Raw genomic sequence first — 15,553 nt, forward strand, 5'->3', positions numbered from 1 at the left:
ATGGAAAGAAACGTAATTTTAGCTAAGAATGCTGGCTTTTGCTTTGGAGTAAAAAGAGCAGTTGATGAAGCTATAAAATATCAAAAAGAATTTGGAAAGAAAATATATACTTTAGGACCACTTATTCATAACAATGATGTTGTTAATTATTTAGAGGATAATGATATATTTGCAATTGAACTTTCAGATGCTGATTCTTTAAAGAAGGGGGATGTTGTACTTATAAGATCCCACGGGGTTAAAGAAAGTGTAATAAAAGATTTAACAGACAAGGGTTTAATTGTTAAAAATGCAACTTGTCCATATGTAACTAATATTCAACTAAAAGTTAAAAAATGTTATGAACAAGGATATAAGATAATAATTGTTGGGGATGAAAATCACCCAGAAGTTATTGGAATTAATGGCTGGTGTAATGATTCTGCCATAATAACAAATGGGAAAACAGAACTTGAAAATATTCCAGCAAAGGTTTGTGTAGTTTCACAAACTACTGAGAAAAAAGAAACTTGGAACAAGGTTTTAAATGAAATAGTAAGAGCAAGTAAAGAAATAGTTGCTTTTAATACTATTTGTTCAGCTACTGATGTTAGACAAAAAAGTGTACAAGAGCTTTCAAAAGAGGCTGATTTAGTTTTTGTTATAGGTGGAAAGAATAGTTCTAATACAACAAAACTATATGAAATATGCAAAAAGGAATGTCCTAAGAGCTATCATATAGAAAATGTTAAAGAATTAGATGAAAGCCTATTAGAAGATGAAAGTGTTAAAACTATAGGAATCACTGCTGGGGCTTCAACTCCAGATTGGATAATAAATGAAGTGATTTCTAAGATTAAAGAATTATAATTTTTAAATGTAATCCTGCAATTTAATTCATAATTATTTTGTACTACTGGTATTAAACTGGGAATTGTTTTATACTATAAATATATGACGAAGTTTTAGGAGTAGTAGTATGAATATAGTTAGATTTAATTTGTGGGATTATTTTAAATATGCAAGAATTTTAAATTTATCACTAAAAAGGCTATGTACTAATTATTTTGTCAAAGTAACTTATAAAAATGAGGTTTATATGCTTTGGGAAATAGATTATGTAGCAAACTTTGATGCATATATAAAAAAAATTACTAAGATAGGTAGCATGAGAAGTATTCCTGAAGAAAGTGGTGTTTTTTCAGAGTTTAATATAAGTAAATATATATATGAAACTGCAAAAGAAGATGAGGGAATTGATTTAAAAATTTATGGGTTTGAAAAGAGGGCTTCTAATATAATGTTAAAGATAGATATTTCTAATTTTAATAAAAAGAATAATGAAAATTTCACTTTCACCCATTTTGTAAAAGGGAGAGATGAAAGTATTCGTTGTAAGGTACAAAATGAGATCTTTTATGAAGAAAACAGAATTCCACTAAAAACAAAAGATATTGTTTATGAATGTAATAGAAAAGCTTTTTTAGAAGATTTAGCATTTTTTGAATTAAAAGATGATATAATAATTGGTTATGGTCAAATATTGCTTTTAAAGGATAAATACACTATTGCTAACTTTGGAATAATAGAGGAGTTTAGAGGTAAAGGATATGGTGAAGCTTTACTTATACACATATTAAATCAGGCTAAGATAAAAGGATTAGAGGAAGTATATATAAAGGTTAAGTCTGATAACATAAATGCTGTAAATTTATATAAAAAGACTGGCTTTAAAGAAGCTTCTGAAATAAGTATATATGAATTGTTAGGATAAATTATATGTATGAAAATAAATCTTTAATAAAACTTACAAATCTATTCTGAGAAAAATTAGAACTTTTTCTTAATAGGATTTGTAAGTTTTATTATTGAGTTTATAAAAGAGAATCTGTTGGTACATAGGATATCTTAGTTTTGAATACACTATCTGTTAAATGGTTACTATAATAAGAACGATCGCTTATTTCTAAGTTAGCTCCTTCTTGATTTGATTGATTTTTTTCTAATTCTTTTAAATCATACATAATATTCACCTCCTCTTTAATAGTATTGACAACTTTAGAAAATCTTATTTAGAGTTAGAAAATATTTTAATATGGACAAATTTAGCTTATTATTATATAATAATTATTATTAATTAAAGAATGGAGTGCTTTTTTATGGAAAATAAAATTAGCTTAGTATATGAAAATGGAGAGTTTACTGTCTACATAAATGATGAAGTAGTTTCAGTTAATAAATATATGGATAATGCAATAGAGAAATTTACTCAAACAGTGCATAATAACGCTACACCAAAATCAATTAAGTGGGAAAGTATTGAAGAGGATTTAAAAGGAATTGATTTAAAAGATTTAGAGATAAATAGTGAATTTAAAACATTAACTTATAAGGATATGAAATATTTCTACAGTACAGATAAAATCTTTAATATGCATGGTGGGAGAATGCAACAATTATTAGGAGGATATCAATTATTCTCATTTATAGTTAAGATGATTTCTGAAAAACATTTAGAAGATTATTTGGAAGTTTTAAACTTTTGTGAAGATATCTTAAGATGTAAGGTTACATACAGAACTCCAGGAAGTAACTTTATAGTTGGTAGCCCAGCTTTTAACTATGGATCAGCATCATATGATTTTGCTACTGGAAAAGTTAATAAGGGAGCTTCAATAGAAAAGATGTCTTTTGAAGATTTCAAAAAATATATATTTGATATAATAAAATAACCTTTGGTATTCCAAAGGTTATTTTTTATTTGAACATAATTTTACAATTTGTATATAAAATGATAAAATTATTTAAATAAAAGATGGAGGATTATGTATGAATTATTATTTTAGAAAGTTTTATAAGAGGAATTTATTATGATTTTATATGTAGTTATATTCTCTATTATATGTATACCAATAAACATATTTTTAAAAAATAAATTTTATAGTAAGTATTTTAAAAGATATTTTCTAATAGCTTTATTTTTGAATTTTTTAGCTTTATTTTTAGGTTTAATATTTCATAAATATTTAGATGAATTTTTATACTTTATTTTAGTAAACTCCTCATATCTATCAGTAGTCTATAGAGGGAATTTAAAGCTTAACGATAAGTATATATTAAAACATTTAATTAAGGCATTTGTTTTTTTATTATTAGCATTACTTCTTATTTTTATAGTTGCATATTCATTTAAAATAACAATAAAATCAATTTACGGTTATTATCTTATTTTATTATTATATCCTATACAGGCATCATATCATCTATATAAAAATATTATGGAATTATATTACTTAAATCAAAAGTACATAAGAGATGAATATATAGAAGTTTAATAACGCCTTAAGTATATTACTATATAATATACTTAAGGAGAATGTTTATTTTTCAAGGGTTTTTAATGTTTTTATTATGAATTCAGGATTTCCAAATAGAGTAAAACGTGCTTTAGAAGATTCTTTTATATATTGATAAGAAAATTTAGCACCATTTTTAACAGCCTCTTCATCTTCATTTATTATTGTAATTAATTTTTTAGATAATTCTTTTCCTTCTAATATATTTTTACAATGAAGGTCTATTATAGTACAGATTTGTACTTCTTTTTGTGAATCTACATTTTTCCATTCTAAAAAATCAAGTACTTCATTATTTTGGGTAGCTCTTACCTCTTCTTTAGATTTACTGTTATCAAAAAAGTTTTCAATATCCTTCATAGTAAATCTCCATTGCCCACCAATTTTCTTGCCTTCTAATATTCCATCTTTAAGATAGTTTCTAATGGTACGTGAAGTAAGTCTAGTCATATTTGCTATGTCTTCAATAGTATAAAGTTTTTCAAAGTTATTCATATTCATACACCTCTCAATTCCTATATTTTCATTATATTTCATATATTTTCATATTTCAAGTATACAGATGTAAAAATAGGGAATATAAAAAAACTAGAGAAGATAAATTTCTACTCTAGTTTTTTTTGCTTACTTTGTTTTAAGTAATTTATGAAAATAAATATAAACTTAAAACAGAGCCTTTTAAAATTCTTGATACTCACGTGGAATATCTCCTATAAATTCTCTATCAGTTAGGACAATATACCAGAATGTTAAGAATGCTATAAAAGAAAATATGATTCCTAATATAGTCATAAATAGTCCAAATCCAAAATTTCTAAGTATTCTATAAAATACAATTACAAAAAGTATAAATCTAGCAACTGGTATTAAATAAATTATAAAATATAAGTATGATAATCCTGCTAAATGTAACATCTGAAATTCTCCAAGTACAGGAAATAACATCATCCACGAATGTTTTAAGTTAGCTTTCTTAGCCATAACATAACTTGGGTAGATTCTTATTAAGTAGAATATAAATGCAATTAAAATGCTCATATTGCTTGAATCGTATAATTCTTGAAAATACATAATAGTTTCCCTCCTTTGTTTTAATTATATCATAAAGTTTATAAAAAATTTAAAAACAGCTAATAATAAGAAGGTATTAATTATATGAAAAAAGGGCTTATTAGATAAACATATTTTAAGTTATATAGCTACTAAGCAATAAAATTATAAGTATTTATTTAAGTTACTTTAAATTGATAAAAATAAAAAAATACTATATGTTTAATAAAAAATTTTATTTATTAATGTATATATAATAAAAAAATCAAAGTAAATCTCCTTTTTAGCATACATATATGCATTAAGCTCAAATTGACAATAAATGTTTGTAGGTATACTCTAAAAACATAATTTAAAAAATTTTTGAGGAGATGATTTAGGTGTGCACTCACATACATATTTCTAGTGTTAACAATAATCTTTATTGGGGAAGAACTTTAGATACATCATTTAATCCATTTGAGGTTGGTTCTAAAATAACAATCGTTCCTAGAAACTTTACTTTAGAAACTCAAAGTAAACCTTGGAAAACTAAATACGCCTTTTTAGGTATAAATTTATGTGGATCTACTCTGTTTTTTGATGGAGTTAATGAAAAGGGGCTTGCTGGAGGTCTTTTATTTTTAAAGGCATGTACATGGGATAAGAAAGAAAATATAGAAAAGCAAGGACTTATAGCCATTAATAGTGGAGAAATAGTTACTTGGATTTTAAGCAATTTTGAAAGTGTTAGTGATATAAAAAATAACATATCAAAAGTTGTAGTAACATCTGATGATATACCATCATTAGGAGAGCTTGGAAAAGGAAACCCTATTACCGCACATTATACTTTCACAGATAAAATGGGAGAATCAGTTGTATTAGAACCAACAAACCATGGACATTTTCGTGTTTTTGATAATACTGTAGGGGTAATGGCTAATGATCCAACATTTGATTGGCACATGACTAATTTGGCAAATTATATTCAAGTTCAAGGATTTAATAAGCAACAAAATAATTTAAATAGTAAAACAGTTATTACACCAATTTCAAATGGTACAGGTATGCTTGGATTACCTGGAGATTATACTTCACCATCAAGGTTTGTACGTGTAGCATATTTAAGAAATCTTATAGGAGACATTACTGACGAAGAAGCTCCAGCACGTTTATTTAGTATTTTAAATTCTGTTTGGGTTCCAAAGGATGTTGAACGTTTTTGTGAAGATAAAAAAGACTCAGATTTTTCAAGTTATATGTGTGCATATGATCAAAACTTAGGTAAGTTATATTTACGTGTTTTCAATCATATAGATACAATGGAATTCTCTTTAGAAAATGTTAAAGAAGATGAATTAGTAACTTATTCAGTTTAATAAATAATTTTTACATAGCAATAAAAAGTCTTAGAAATAAGACTTTTTTTATTTTAAATTCAGTTTATTGTTAGAAGTAATTTAATCTTTTTGATTTATATAACAAGATTTAAAAAATCTATCTTTTAATAAAAATAAATTTTATGCTATAATACAACAGATAACAATTTAAATTGGAGGAAATGACATGACATTAGAAAATAACATGGATAAAAAACTCTTCTGTATTTCTACATACGGATGCCAAATGAATGAAGAAGATTCAGAAAAATTATCAGGGATGTTAAAATCTCAAGGATATGAAAGAACTGAAAATAAAGAAGAGGCTTCTATTATAATCTTTAATACATGTTGTGTAAGAGAAAATGCTGAAAATAAGGTTTTCGGTAATCTTGGACAACTTAAGCAATTAAAAAAGAAAAATCCTAACTTAGTAATAGCAATTTGTGGATGTATGATGCAACAAGTAGGTATGGCAGACAAAGTCTTAAAAACTTTCCCTTATGTTGACATAATATTTGGAACACATAATGCCCATAAATTCCCTGAATACCTACATAGAGTACTTCAAGAAGGTGTTCAAGTTAAGGAAATATTAAACAAAGAAGAGGGAATCGTTGAAGGATTACCTATAGATAGAAAGAGTGATGTTAAAGCATTCGTTACTATCATGTATGGATGTAACAATTTCTGTACATACTGTATAGTTCCTTACGTTAGAGGAAGAGAAAGAAGTAGAAAATCTGAGGATATCATAAAAGAAATAGAAGAATTAGTATCTCAAGGATATAAAGAAATAACTTTATTAGGACAAAACGTAAACTCATACGGAAAAGGATTAGAAGAAGATATAGATTTTGCTGGTCTTTTAAGAAAAGTTAATGAAGTTAAAGGGTTAGAGAGAGTTAGATTTATGACTTCTCATCCTAAGGATTTAAGTGATGATGTTATCATGGCTATAAAAGAATGTGATAAGCTTTGTGAGCAAGTTCACTTACCAGTTCAAAGTGGATCATCAAGAATATTAAAAGAGATGAATAGACATTATGACAGAGAGTACTACTTAGATTTAGTTAAGAAAATAAAATCAGAAATACCAGATGTTACTTTAACAACTGATATAATCATTGGGTTCCCAGGAGAAACTGAAGAGGATTTCTTAGATACATTAAGTCTTTGTGAAGAAGTTGGATATGATTCAGCATTTACATTTATCTATTCAAGAAGAAATCATACTCCTGCTGACAAAATGGAAAATCAAATTCCAGATGACATAAAGCATGATAGATTTAATAGATTAGTTGAAGCTATAAACAAAAAGGTTGTAATAAAAAATAAAGAATATGAAGGTAAGGTAGTTGAAGTTCTTGTTGAAGGACCAAGTAAGAATGATGAAACTAAATTAACTGGAAGAACTAGAAATGGTAAATTAGTTAACTTTGCTGGTGATGAAAAACTAGTAGGTGAATTAGTTAACTTAAAAATAGTTAGAGCACAACCATTCTCATTAATTGGTGAAATAGTAGAATAATTTAAAAGTGGGATGTATCAATAGGATTTTTGATACATCCCACTTAATTTTTATAAATTTGCAAGTAATCTTTCTTATTTAATTAGGGTGTATTTTTATTTTATCTTATCTAGTAATATCTTTTTTAAATTTAAAAAAGGTTTCCTAGGCAATATTTTCTCATAAAAATCTAGCTTTTAATAAATTAATATAACTTATTTGGGGATAATATAGTTTGAAATAGTGAAATTATTCTTTATTGCGAATTATATTTATAATTTGTTTAATTAAAGTTCGTTACTGTGAAATTGTTTTTCTGTTGAATTTTTCTGTGAAACTTTTCTTGCAACTTTAAAATGCAAGTAGTTTTTTAAAAAAATTGCATTTTTATTTTAGAAACACTTGATTTTAATAAATTGTTGCAATATAATTAACTTATAAATTTCATTTTTTTAAAACGAAAAGGGGGACTTATTATGAAGATACCTTGTTCCATGATGACTCAACATCCGGATAATGTAGAAACTTATATTTCAATACAACAAGAACCAGCAGAAGCGATAAAAGGATTAACACCACAAGATAAAGGTGGTTTAGGAATAGAAGAAGTTATGATAGATTTTGAAGGAAAGTTAACACCTTACCATCAAACATCACAAATAGCATTAGGATTAATTTCAAATGGTATAATTCCAGGAAAAGACGTTAGAGTAACTCCTAGAATACCTAATGCAAATAAAGAATCAGTATTTAGACAACTTATGAGTATAATGTCTATAATTGAAACAAATGTTCAATCAAAAGAATTAACTGGAACTCCAGCAATCTCAGAGGTTGTTGTTCCTATGATTGAAACTGGTAAAGAAATTTCAGAGTTTCAAGATAGAGTTAACTCAGTAGTTGATATGGGGAATAAAAACTACAAAACTAAATTAGATTTAAATAGTGTTAGAATAATACCTCTAGTTGAGGATGTACCTGCACTAGCAAACATAGATAGAATATTAGATGAACATTACGAAATAGAAAAGAGTAAAGGACATATTTTAAAAGATCTTAGAATAATGATAGCAAGATCTGATACTGCTATGTCTTATGGATTAATTTCAGGAGTTTTATCAGTTCTTATGGCAGTTGATGGAGCTTATAAATGGGGAGAAAAACATGGAGTAACTATAAGCCCAATCTTAGGTTGTGGATCACTTCCATTTAGAGGACATTTCTCAGAAGAAAACATAGATGAAATCCTTGCTACATATAGTGGAATTAAAACTTTCACATTTCAATCTGCTTTAAGATATGATCATGGTGAAGAAGCAACTAAACATGCAGTTAGAGAATTGAAAGAAAAAATTGCACAATCAAAACCTAGAAACTTTAGTGAAGAAGATAAAGATTTAATGAAAGAATTCATAGGAATCTGTTCAAAACATTATCTTCAAACATTCTTAAAGGTAATAGATACAGTTTCATTTGTATCTGACTTTATTCCTAAAAATAGAGATAGATTAACAAAAGCTAAAACTGGATTAGAATATAATAGAGAAGTAGCAAACTTAGACAACGTAGCGGATTTAGTTAAGGATGAAGTATTAAAACAAGAAATTCTTAGCATAGATAACTCAAAAGAATATGCAGTTCCAAGAGCTATATCATTTACTGGAGCTATGTACACATTAGGAATGCCACCTGAACTTATGGGAATGGGTAGAGCATTAAATGAAATAAAAACTAAGTATGGTCAAGAAGGTATAGATAAACTTTTAGAAATATACCCAATCTTAAGAAAAGACTTAGCATTTGCCGCTAGATTTGCAAATGGGGGAGTTTCTAAGAAGATAATAGATGAAGAGGCTAGACAAGAATATAAAGAAGACATGAAATATGTAAATGAAATTCTTAACCTTGGATTAGATTATGACTTCTTAAACGAAAATGAATTCTATCATACTTTACTTAAAACTACAAAACCAATAATAATGCACTTAATGGGACTTGAGGAAAATGTAATGCGTAACAGCACAGAAGAACTTAAAATCCTAAATGAGTGGATAGTAAGAATGGGTAAAGTAAGAGGAAGTATAGGCTAAAATATATTTGGTATAAATTAGATATATGGTAATTGTTCCTTATTTACTTAGAAAAAAAGATCTATAAACATAAATTTAGACCAATAAATATGTTTGAAAAAGATACAAAAACATCTTTTGTTAATTGTAATTAAATTAACAGGAGGTGTTTTTTTGTTATGGCAAGAATTCTTACAAAGAATAAAAAAGAGTTATTAGATATATTAGATATTTTTTTGACAGATTGTAAATATAGAGATCTTAGAAGAGCGAGTATAAGACTATATGAAAGAAGCTTAAAGTTACTATTTAAGTTCCTTGAAGATGACTATAACATAATTTACGTGGAAGATGTAAAAGAGGAACATATAAGAAACTATATAAAGTTTACCAAAGAACGTGGTAAATATAGCTACGTATCTAATGATAATATTCTAAATTCAAATTCTCCACAAAACATGGGAGATTTTGGACAACCAATTTCTTTATGCACTTTAGATAGTTATGTAGGTACTATAAAGAGGTTTTTTAAGTGGTGTTTGGATAATAAATATTTAAAACAAAATCCCACTAACAAAATAAAAAGGATTAAATTTAGTAGAAATCCCAAGCAAGAAGTAACATTGGTAAAAAAATAAGAGTCACTCTCACCTGACTCTTATTACAACTTAATATTGTTAAATAAAACTTTGCATATCCTCATATTAGGATATACCAATCACTTAATTAGTATTATTTCAAAAAAAGTTAGTATTTGCAAGGCTTTATTTCCTATACCCAAAATTAAGTATAGGTTAAGTCTTTCTTGCACTACGAGGACTATAAAAAAAAGAGTGGTCAGTTGAGCCGCTGCAATAAAATCAATAGTATATTATACTAGCTATATTTTACACTTATTGATATAGCTAGAGCCATGGTTATAATATACGCTTGGGTGTGTGTCTACCAATATCCAAAAACAAAAGGCACGGTGATAGTTTGGCACTCTAAAGAGTGGGGAAACTGTATCAGAAGTTATAGGACAATCTTTATAACGTTTGATGATACTTAACTAATAAGGGCAACTGAAACGATGCGAAAAAGAAGATAATAAGTTGAGAGTTCCTTATGACTTCATAATTTTAATTTTTTTATGTTGTTCATAGGGAATAACTCTGCCTTCACTCAGCTTCCCTAAAGATGTATAAGACTTTGGCATTTAAAAGTCAAGTGTATCGCTAATAAAATATTCGATTTAATTAAAGTGGGTAATAATGGTATAATAGTAAAGAAAGAGTGATATAAGGTGGAATTAGATAAGTTCTTAAATAATTTTTTAGAAAATATTATTGATGATGAATATTCAAATAAAGTGATTAAACTTATAAAAGAAGGAATGAAACAAAATGATTTAGATTTTGACTCAGCTAAAGTTGAATGTCAAGTTTTAACAGATGGTAATAATTATGATCCAAGAGTAGCAATAAGTTCTGAAGCTTATAATGATGGTGAGATAGTATTTTTAGATTATAATGTAGATAGTTTAGATAAATAACAGGAGTTAAATATGAATAGTAGAAAAATTAAGAAAAACATTAAAAAAACAATAGATAATACTCAAGAATATATAGGCGAGGGAATTGCTTTTACTGTTAATATGGTACTATCAGATCCAACAGGTATATCTGGTACAGTAGCTAAAACCGTTTATGGTAAAAGTATACAAGCATTAGCAGATAAAATAGATCCTTGTCAATTAACTGAATGGGAAAAGAAAAGGGTTGAAAATTGTATGGTTAGTTCTATAGAAAGAATAGCTGAACGTATAAATAATGGAGATGAATTAAGAAAAGATGATTTCTTTAAAGAGAAACCTAATGGGAAAACAGATGCTGAGGAAGTTTTTGAATCGATAGTAGTGGCTAGTCAGAGAGAATCACAAGAAATGAAACAAATTTTTTATGGAAATATGTTGGCTAATATTGGATTTGTTGATTATTTGGATGCCGACGAGTTTAATTTTTTGTTAAAAGTATTTGAAAAATTAACTTATAGACAATGTTTAATATTAGCTGTATTTTACATGAATTATATTCAAAAGGTTAATAATATAGCAACAGTATTTAAAGGGTATAATCCTATACAAGGCGAAAATATAAAAAGTAAACAATGGATTTTTTATCAAGAAATTTTAGATTTATATCAAAAATCATTATTATTTGATGGGAAAATATTATTTAATATAACTCAATTAATTCCAAGCGATATATATACTTATGGATTAGGCGAACAAATCGTATTATTAGCTGGATTAGATAAAATTGTTGAAAATAAAAATTTAACCACAAAACATTTAGAGGATTTTAAAACTATATTAGAAATTGTTGCTGATAATAAATATGCTAATATTTTTATAAAAAACAATTCAATATTTATAGAAGATAAAAGAAGTTTTAAATAAAAACAAGAATTTAAGTTAAAGTAGAAGGAATAGAGTTAATAGAAAACAACTTAACAATTTAATTAAAAATACTAACTTATGGGATTAATTTTAAAAATAATTATATAAATTTAGAAGGAAAGGCTATACTTAAATTAGATTATATACCATATTTAATACCACATAGTTGTTGTTTAATGTATATATTATCTATAAATTAGTTGATATAGATATCTAACTTCTAATAATAATTTTTATATTTTCACAGTAAAGAGCTACATGTTTATGTAGTTTTTTTATTTTATGTAAATTCACTAAATAAACTTACATATAAATGCAAAATAAGAGTTTAAAAATAGTTGAGGCGATAAATTGTAACAAAGTGACTCAATATTAAAATATAGCCAATTTTTTGATATTAGAATGCGACTTATAGATGATATGATACTTGAAGATTTAATTAGTACAAACATAATGCAAAGAGGAGTGGGAAATGTTAATCCTATGAAAATGGCAAAATGTATTACTGAACTTGAAAGAATTAAAGGTATTAGACAAGGAGAATTTAGAGGAAATCAATATACAAAAAATCAAAATAAGAAATATAATCAATCAGACATGGCTGAGGAATTAGGAATCACTAGACAACAACTTCAAGATTAAAAAAAACTTTTAAATCTTATTCCTGAACTTCAGCAAATAGTTGAAAATGGATCAATGGAGGCTACGGTAAGCTATAAGATATGGGCTAGAATGCCACAGTAAGAACAAGAAAAGTTTTTAATGATATTTTTTGGTAGTGAGAAAATAAAAACTATTAAAGAGAATTTAATCCCTAATAAGATCAGTTAAATATAATTCTAATAACTCTAATTGTTTAGCATCTAAATCAGAATTAGTAATAGTATTAATAATATTATCTAATTCATTAAGAGTAACCCCTAAAGCATTAGATAAGGCTATAGTAGTATCTAAGCTAGGATTATATTTATTATGTTCTATATCAGATAAATAGCTTCTACTTAGTCCAGTAGCTTTAGCTAAATCTTGTTGAGTTATTTTAGGATCTTTAGCTTTTCTTATTCTTTGTAAATTAGTACCTATTTTCATATTTATCACCTTAATTTAGATATTATAGAAAAGAAAGTATAACTTCAATTAACTTTACAAAATATACATAATTTGTTAATATTAAAAGTGAACTTTTAACAGGTTATGGAGTGTGGTAAGTATGGAGAGAAGTACGAAGAATAAGAAAAAGTTAACAATTATAATTAGTATATTAACTATAATATTGATAGTAGGCGGAATTATAATATTTAATACATCTTTAGGATATAAGTTGAAAGTTAGTTATCTTTTAAGTTATAAAAAAAATCATACAGCAGAAGAAACTCATCAACTATTAGATAGAATGTTCGATATTAATAGTAAGAATAACGATGAAGTATATAATATTGTTTTTGCAGACGAAATTCAGGCTACGAAAAAAGCTTTAGCAGAATTTAAAGAAAAAGAAGATGAATCAAAAATAAATTCTATTAGTAATATAACAATAGAAGATGCTAGACAAATACCTAATTCAAATGAAATTGAATTTAAAATAAACAATCAAACCCATAAGAATATAGGATATATAGAGTTATTAGTTAATTTTTATGATGGTAACAATAACATTATATCTAATGAGTGGACTAATGAATTAAATATACCTGTTGATACTAGAAGACTAAAACAAACATATGTAACTTTTCCTGATGGGACAAAAGGTTTTAATGTTACGGTATCTAAAGTGAATTTTGAAAATTAAATAAAGCAATAATAGAGTCTATATATTTTAGGTACTTTTATTACGGATAAATTTTATAAATATTATTTATAACAAGGAGGAAATATATTATGAATCCACTATTAAAAGAATGCTTACAACAAATACAAAATTTAAACTCTGAAGAAGTATTTCTAGTTAAGGATCTATTTAGAGGTTATGAATGGAATAGAATAGATAGAACAGCTAGATTAAATTTAGGAATACTATTTAAAAACGAAGTATTACAAAGACCAGAATTAGGAATAGAAATGCTAGATAAAACAAGTAGTAATCAACAAAAGTATAGAAAAAAATAATAAATAATAAGCAATAGGGAGTATGTCACATAGATATGCTCTTTTATTGTGAAAAAAAATAAATGCTTATAAACTAGGTTAAAATAATTTTAATAGTAGGTATATTTTTTGTATTTTAAAGAAAAATATTAATTAGAAAGGAGTGTTTAAAATGGAATTAAAAAAAATACAAAAGATATATGAAAATCTTCCAGATGATAGTACGGAAGAAGATGTTAAGATTCACGTAATAGTAGATATGCTGCAAATTTTAGGGTACAAAAAAGAATGGATGAAGTTTGAAGCTAGAGAAAAGGATCGTAAAGGTGTAACTGATATATTAATTAATTTACCTAAAGGGGAAAAAATTATTGTTGAAGTGAAATCTAAAAAATCTATATTAAATGATGAGTCTAAAGGGCAGCTTCTAAATTATTTAACTAATAAAGATTCTAGATTAGGAATATTAACCAATGGAAATCAATTTTTACTAGTAGACAATACAATTAAAGTAACTAGAAATATAGATAAATATTTCTTAGAAGTAAGTTTAGATAATAACTGTAAAATGAATTTAACTTTATTTAATTTTTTTAGTTATAAATATATTTTTGATTTAAAAACAACGCAATATTTTGAACTTTACAAAAGTTATGCTGTAAATAAATTTATTGATAGAAAATCAATAATAGAAAGTCAGTATAGAAGTGCTTGCTATATATTTTTCAGTAACATTGCTAATAAAGAATATAGCACACTTGAATTAAGTTTAAATAATTTTGAAAATATGGTATTAAAAAATAATTGGTCTAAAGAAACTATAAAAAACAAATATAGATATATAAGGTCATTTCTTGATTATTTAGAAAGAGAAAAATATATTGAAAAAAATAGATTTGATTTATATGGATTGAAAAAGATAATAGAAAAGGTAGAAAATAAAGACTTAAAAAGTAATATAAAAGTAGATAGTTATGTTATAAATAAAATGAAAAATTATTATGTGGGAATAGATAGTAAAAATGAAGTAATAACATTATTGTTTTTATATACATTAAATTATGAATTAATAATTAATTTGAAAAGAGATGATTATTCTGACGGATTTATAAAATATAATGGTAGAAAAATTAAATTACCAAACTATATAAATGATGCTATAAAAAAACATTTAGAATATTTAAAAAAGAAAAAGATTAAAAGTAATTATTTATTAAATAATAGATATGGAGGAAAGTATAAAAAGATAACTGAAGAAACTATAAGAAGAGCTGTAAAGGGGATTTTCCAAAATGATAAAGATATTAATAGAAATATATTTCAAAGTTATTTTATAAATGATATGTACAAAAAGAATTTACCAATAGAAATTATAGCAAAATGGCTTGAGCTTGATATTGCAACGGTTTATAAATATATAGATGTAAAATTATTAAAACGCAATATAGATAAACATTTTAAAGATATTATTAATAAACATACTTATGTAATTTAAATAATGGAGAGTATATCTATGGGTATGCTCTTTTCTTATGCCTAAAAATAAGTTCATTGTAATAAAACTAGATACTTCGGAAATCATAATTAAGCTTTCATATAAGTACAATAGTATTGAACTATATATAACACATGTTGTAGCTATATTTTATGATGTTAAAGTTTTAGCAAATAAACAAAATAATAAACAATATGCATTGTTAAAA

At 25.6% G+C, this 15,553-nt stretch carries 18 protein-coding genes; 14 read left to right on the forward strand and 4 right to left on the reverse strand.

Annotated features, from left to right (window positions below; translation table 11 throughout):
* Both GOM42_RS06745 and GOM42_RS06750 read left to right on the forward strand, forming a co-directional pair.
* Entirely contained in the window at positions 1-849 is an 849-nt protein-coding gene (locus GOM42_RS06745; RefSeq protein WP_003460702.1) for a 4-hydroxy-3-methylbut-2-enyl diphosphate reductase, read from the forward strand.
* Between the two features lie 109 nt (positions 850-958).
* Complete coding sequence (locus tag GOM42_RS06750; RefSeq protein WP_110077441.1) at positions 959-1,753, forward strand: GNAT family N-acetyltransferase; 795 nt, start codon at positions 959-961, stop codon at positions 1,751-1,753.
* A 100-nt stretch (positions 1,754-1,853) separates the two neighbouring features.
* Here the strand turns inward: GOM42_RS06750 and GOM42_RS06755 are convergent, their stop codons facing one another.
* Positions 1,854-2,003, reverse strand: a complete 150-nt coding sequence (locus GOM42_RS06755; protein ID WP_003469952.1) for a hypothetical protein — start codon at positions 2,001-2,003, stop codon at positions 1,854-1,856.
* A 135-nt stretch (positions 2,004-2,138) separates the two neighbouring features.
* On the opposite strand from GOM42_RS06755, the gene GOM42_RS06760 reads away from it, so the two are divergent.
* Both GOM42_RS06760 and GOM42_RS06765 read left to right on the forward strand, forming a co-directional pair.
* Entirely contained in the window at positions 2,139-2,711 is a 573-nt protein-coding gene (locus GOM42_RS06760; RefSeq protein ID WP_003469971.1) for a hypothetical protein, read from the forward strand.
* A gap of 138 nt (positions 2,712-2,849) precedes the next feature.
* Positions 2,850-3,314, forward strand: coding sequence for a hypothetical protein (locus tag GOM42_RS06765; RefSeq protein ID WP_110077442.1), 465 nt, complete (start codon positions 2,850-2,852; stop codon positions 3,312-3,314).
* Positions 3,315-3,359: 45 nt separating this feature from the next.
* Here the strand turns inward: GOM42_RS06765 and GOM42_RS06770 are convergent, their stop codons facing one another.
* Together GOM42_RS06770 and GOM42_RS06775 are read right to left on the reverse strand one after the other, a co-directional pair.
* Positions 3,360-3,830 carry a helix-turn-helix domain-containing protein gene (locus tag GOM42_RS06770; protein ID WP_110077443.1) on the reverse strand — a complete coding sequence of 157 codons (471 nt, stop codon included), beginning with the start codon at positions 3,828-3,830 and terminating at the stop codon, positions 3,360-3,362.
* A gap of 183 nt (positions 3,831-4,013) precedes the next feature.
* Positions 4,014-4,406 (reverse strand): hypothetical protein, encoded by a 393-nt coding sequence (locus tag GOM42_RS06775; RefSeq protein ID WP_003469947.1) that lies wholly within the window; start codon positions 4,404-4,406, stop codon positions 4,014-4,016.
* A gap of 359 nt (positions 4,407-4,765) precedes the next feature.
* On the opposite strand from GOM42_RS06775, the gene GOM42_RS06780 reads away from it, so the two are divergent.
* The 7 genes from GOM42_RS06780 to GOM42_RS06810 all read left to right on the forward strand — a co-directional run bounded on the left by GOM42_RS06780 (position 4,766) and on the right by GOM42_RS06810 (position 12,407).
* Positions 4,766-5,746: a linear amide C-N hydrolase gene (locus tag GOM42_RS06780; RefSeq protein WP_096071564.1), complete on the forward strand. Its 981-nt coding sequence runs from the start codon at positions 4,766-4,768 to the stop codon at positions 5,744-5,746.
* 187 nt (positions 5,747-5,933) lie between these two features.
* Positions 5,934-7,277: a tRNA (N6-isopentenyl adenosine(37)-C2)-methylthiotransferase MiaB gene (gene miaB / locus GOM42_RS06785; RefSeq protein ID WP_003449335.1), complete on the forward strand. Its 1,344-nt coding sequence runs from the start codon at positions 5,934-5,936 to the stop codon at positions 7,275-7,277.
* A 455-nt stretch (positions 7,278-7,732) separates the two neighbouring features.
* A complete protein-coding gene (gene ppcA / locus GOM42_RS06790) occupies positions 7,733-9,346 on the forward strand; it encodes a phosphoenolpyruvate carboxylase (RefSeq protein WP_011010232.1) in 1,614 nt (537 codons plus the stop codon).
* A 158-nt stretch (positions 9,347-9,504) separates the two neighbouring features.
* The gene (locus GOM42_RS06795; RefSeq protein ID WP_110077444.1) at positions 9,505-9,963 is read left to right on the forward strand and encodes a phage integrase SAM-like domain-containing protein; all 459 of its coding nucleotides are present in this window, start codon (positions 9,505-9,507) and stop codon (positions 9,961-9,963) included.
* A 647-nt stretch (positions 9,964-10,610) separates the two neighbouring features.
* Positions 10,611-10,859: a hypothetical protein gene (locus GOM42_RS06800; RefSeq protein ID WP_003465680.1), complete on the forward strand. Its 249-nt coding sequence runs from the start codon at positions 10,611-10,613 to the stop codon at positions 10,857-10,859.
* A 12-nt stretch (positions 10,860-10,871) separates the two neighbouring features.
* Complete coding sequence (locus tag GOM42_RS06805; RefSeq protein WP_057257709.1) at positions 10,872-11,765, forward strand: hypothetical protein; 894 nt, start codon at positions 10,872-10,874, stop codon at positions 11,763-11,765.
* 402 nt (positions 11,766-12,167) lie between these two features.
* Positions 12,168-12,407, forward strand: coding sequence for a hypothetical protein (locus GOM42_RS06810; protein WP_223932447.1), 240 nt, complete (start codon positions 12,168-12,170; stop codon positions 12,405-12,407).
* A gap of 165 nt (positions 12,408-12,572) precedes the next feature.
* Here the strand turns inward: GOM42_RS06810 and GOM42_RS06815 are convergent, their stop codons facing one another.
* Positions 12,573-12,854, reverse strand: coding sequence for a helix-turn-helix transcriptional regulator (locus GOM42_RS06815; RefSeq protein WP_110034742.1), 282 nt, complete (start codon positions 12,852-12,854; stop codon positions 12,573-12,575).
* A gap of 121 nt (positions 12,855-12,975) precedes the next feature.
* On the opposite strand from GOM42_RS06815, the gene GOM42_RS06820 reads away from it, so the two are divergent.
* The 3 genes from GOM42_RS06820 (at position 12,976) to GOM42_RS06830 (ending at position 15,345) form a co-directional block, all read left to right on the forward strand.
* Positions 12,976-13,554: a hypothetical protein gene (locus tag GOM42_RS06820; protein ID WP_003465690.1), complete on the forward strand. Its 579-nt coding sequence runs from the start codon at positions 12,976-12,978 to the stop codon at positions 13,552-13,554.
* Positions 13,555-13,643: 89 nt separating this feature from the next.
* A complete protein-coding gene (locus GOM42_RS06825; RefSeq protein WP_003465713.1) occupies positions 13,644-13,871 on the forward strand; it encodes a single-stranded DNA-binding protein in 228 nt (75 codons plus the stop codon).
* 151 nt (positions 13,872-14,022) lie between these two features.
* Positions 14,023-15,345 carry a type I restriction enzyme HsdR N-terminal domain-containing protein gene (locus tag GOM42_RS06830; protein ID WP_003465706.1) on the forward strand — a complete coding sequence of 441 codons (1,323 nt, stop codon included), beginning with the start codon at positions 14,023-14,025 and terminating at the stop codon, positions 15,343-15,345.
* Positions 15,346-15,553: the final 208 nt, after the last annotated feature.

The sequence above is a fragment of the Clostridium sp. 16K-1-R1 genome (genome assembly GCF_023921145.1).
GTDB classification, from domain to species: domain Bacteria; phylum Bacillota; class Clostridia; order Clostridiales; family Clostridiaceae; genus Sarcina; species Sarcina perfringens.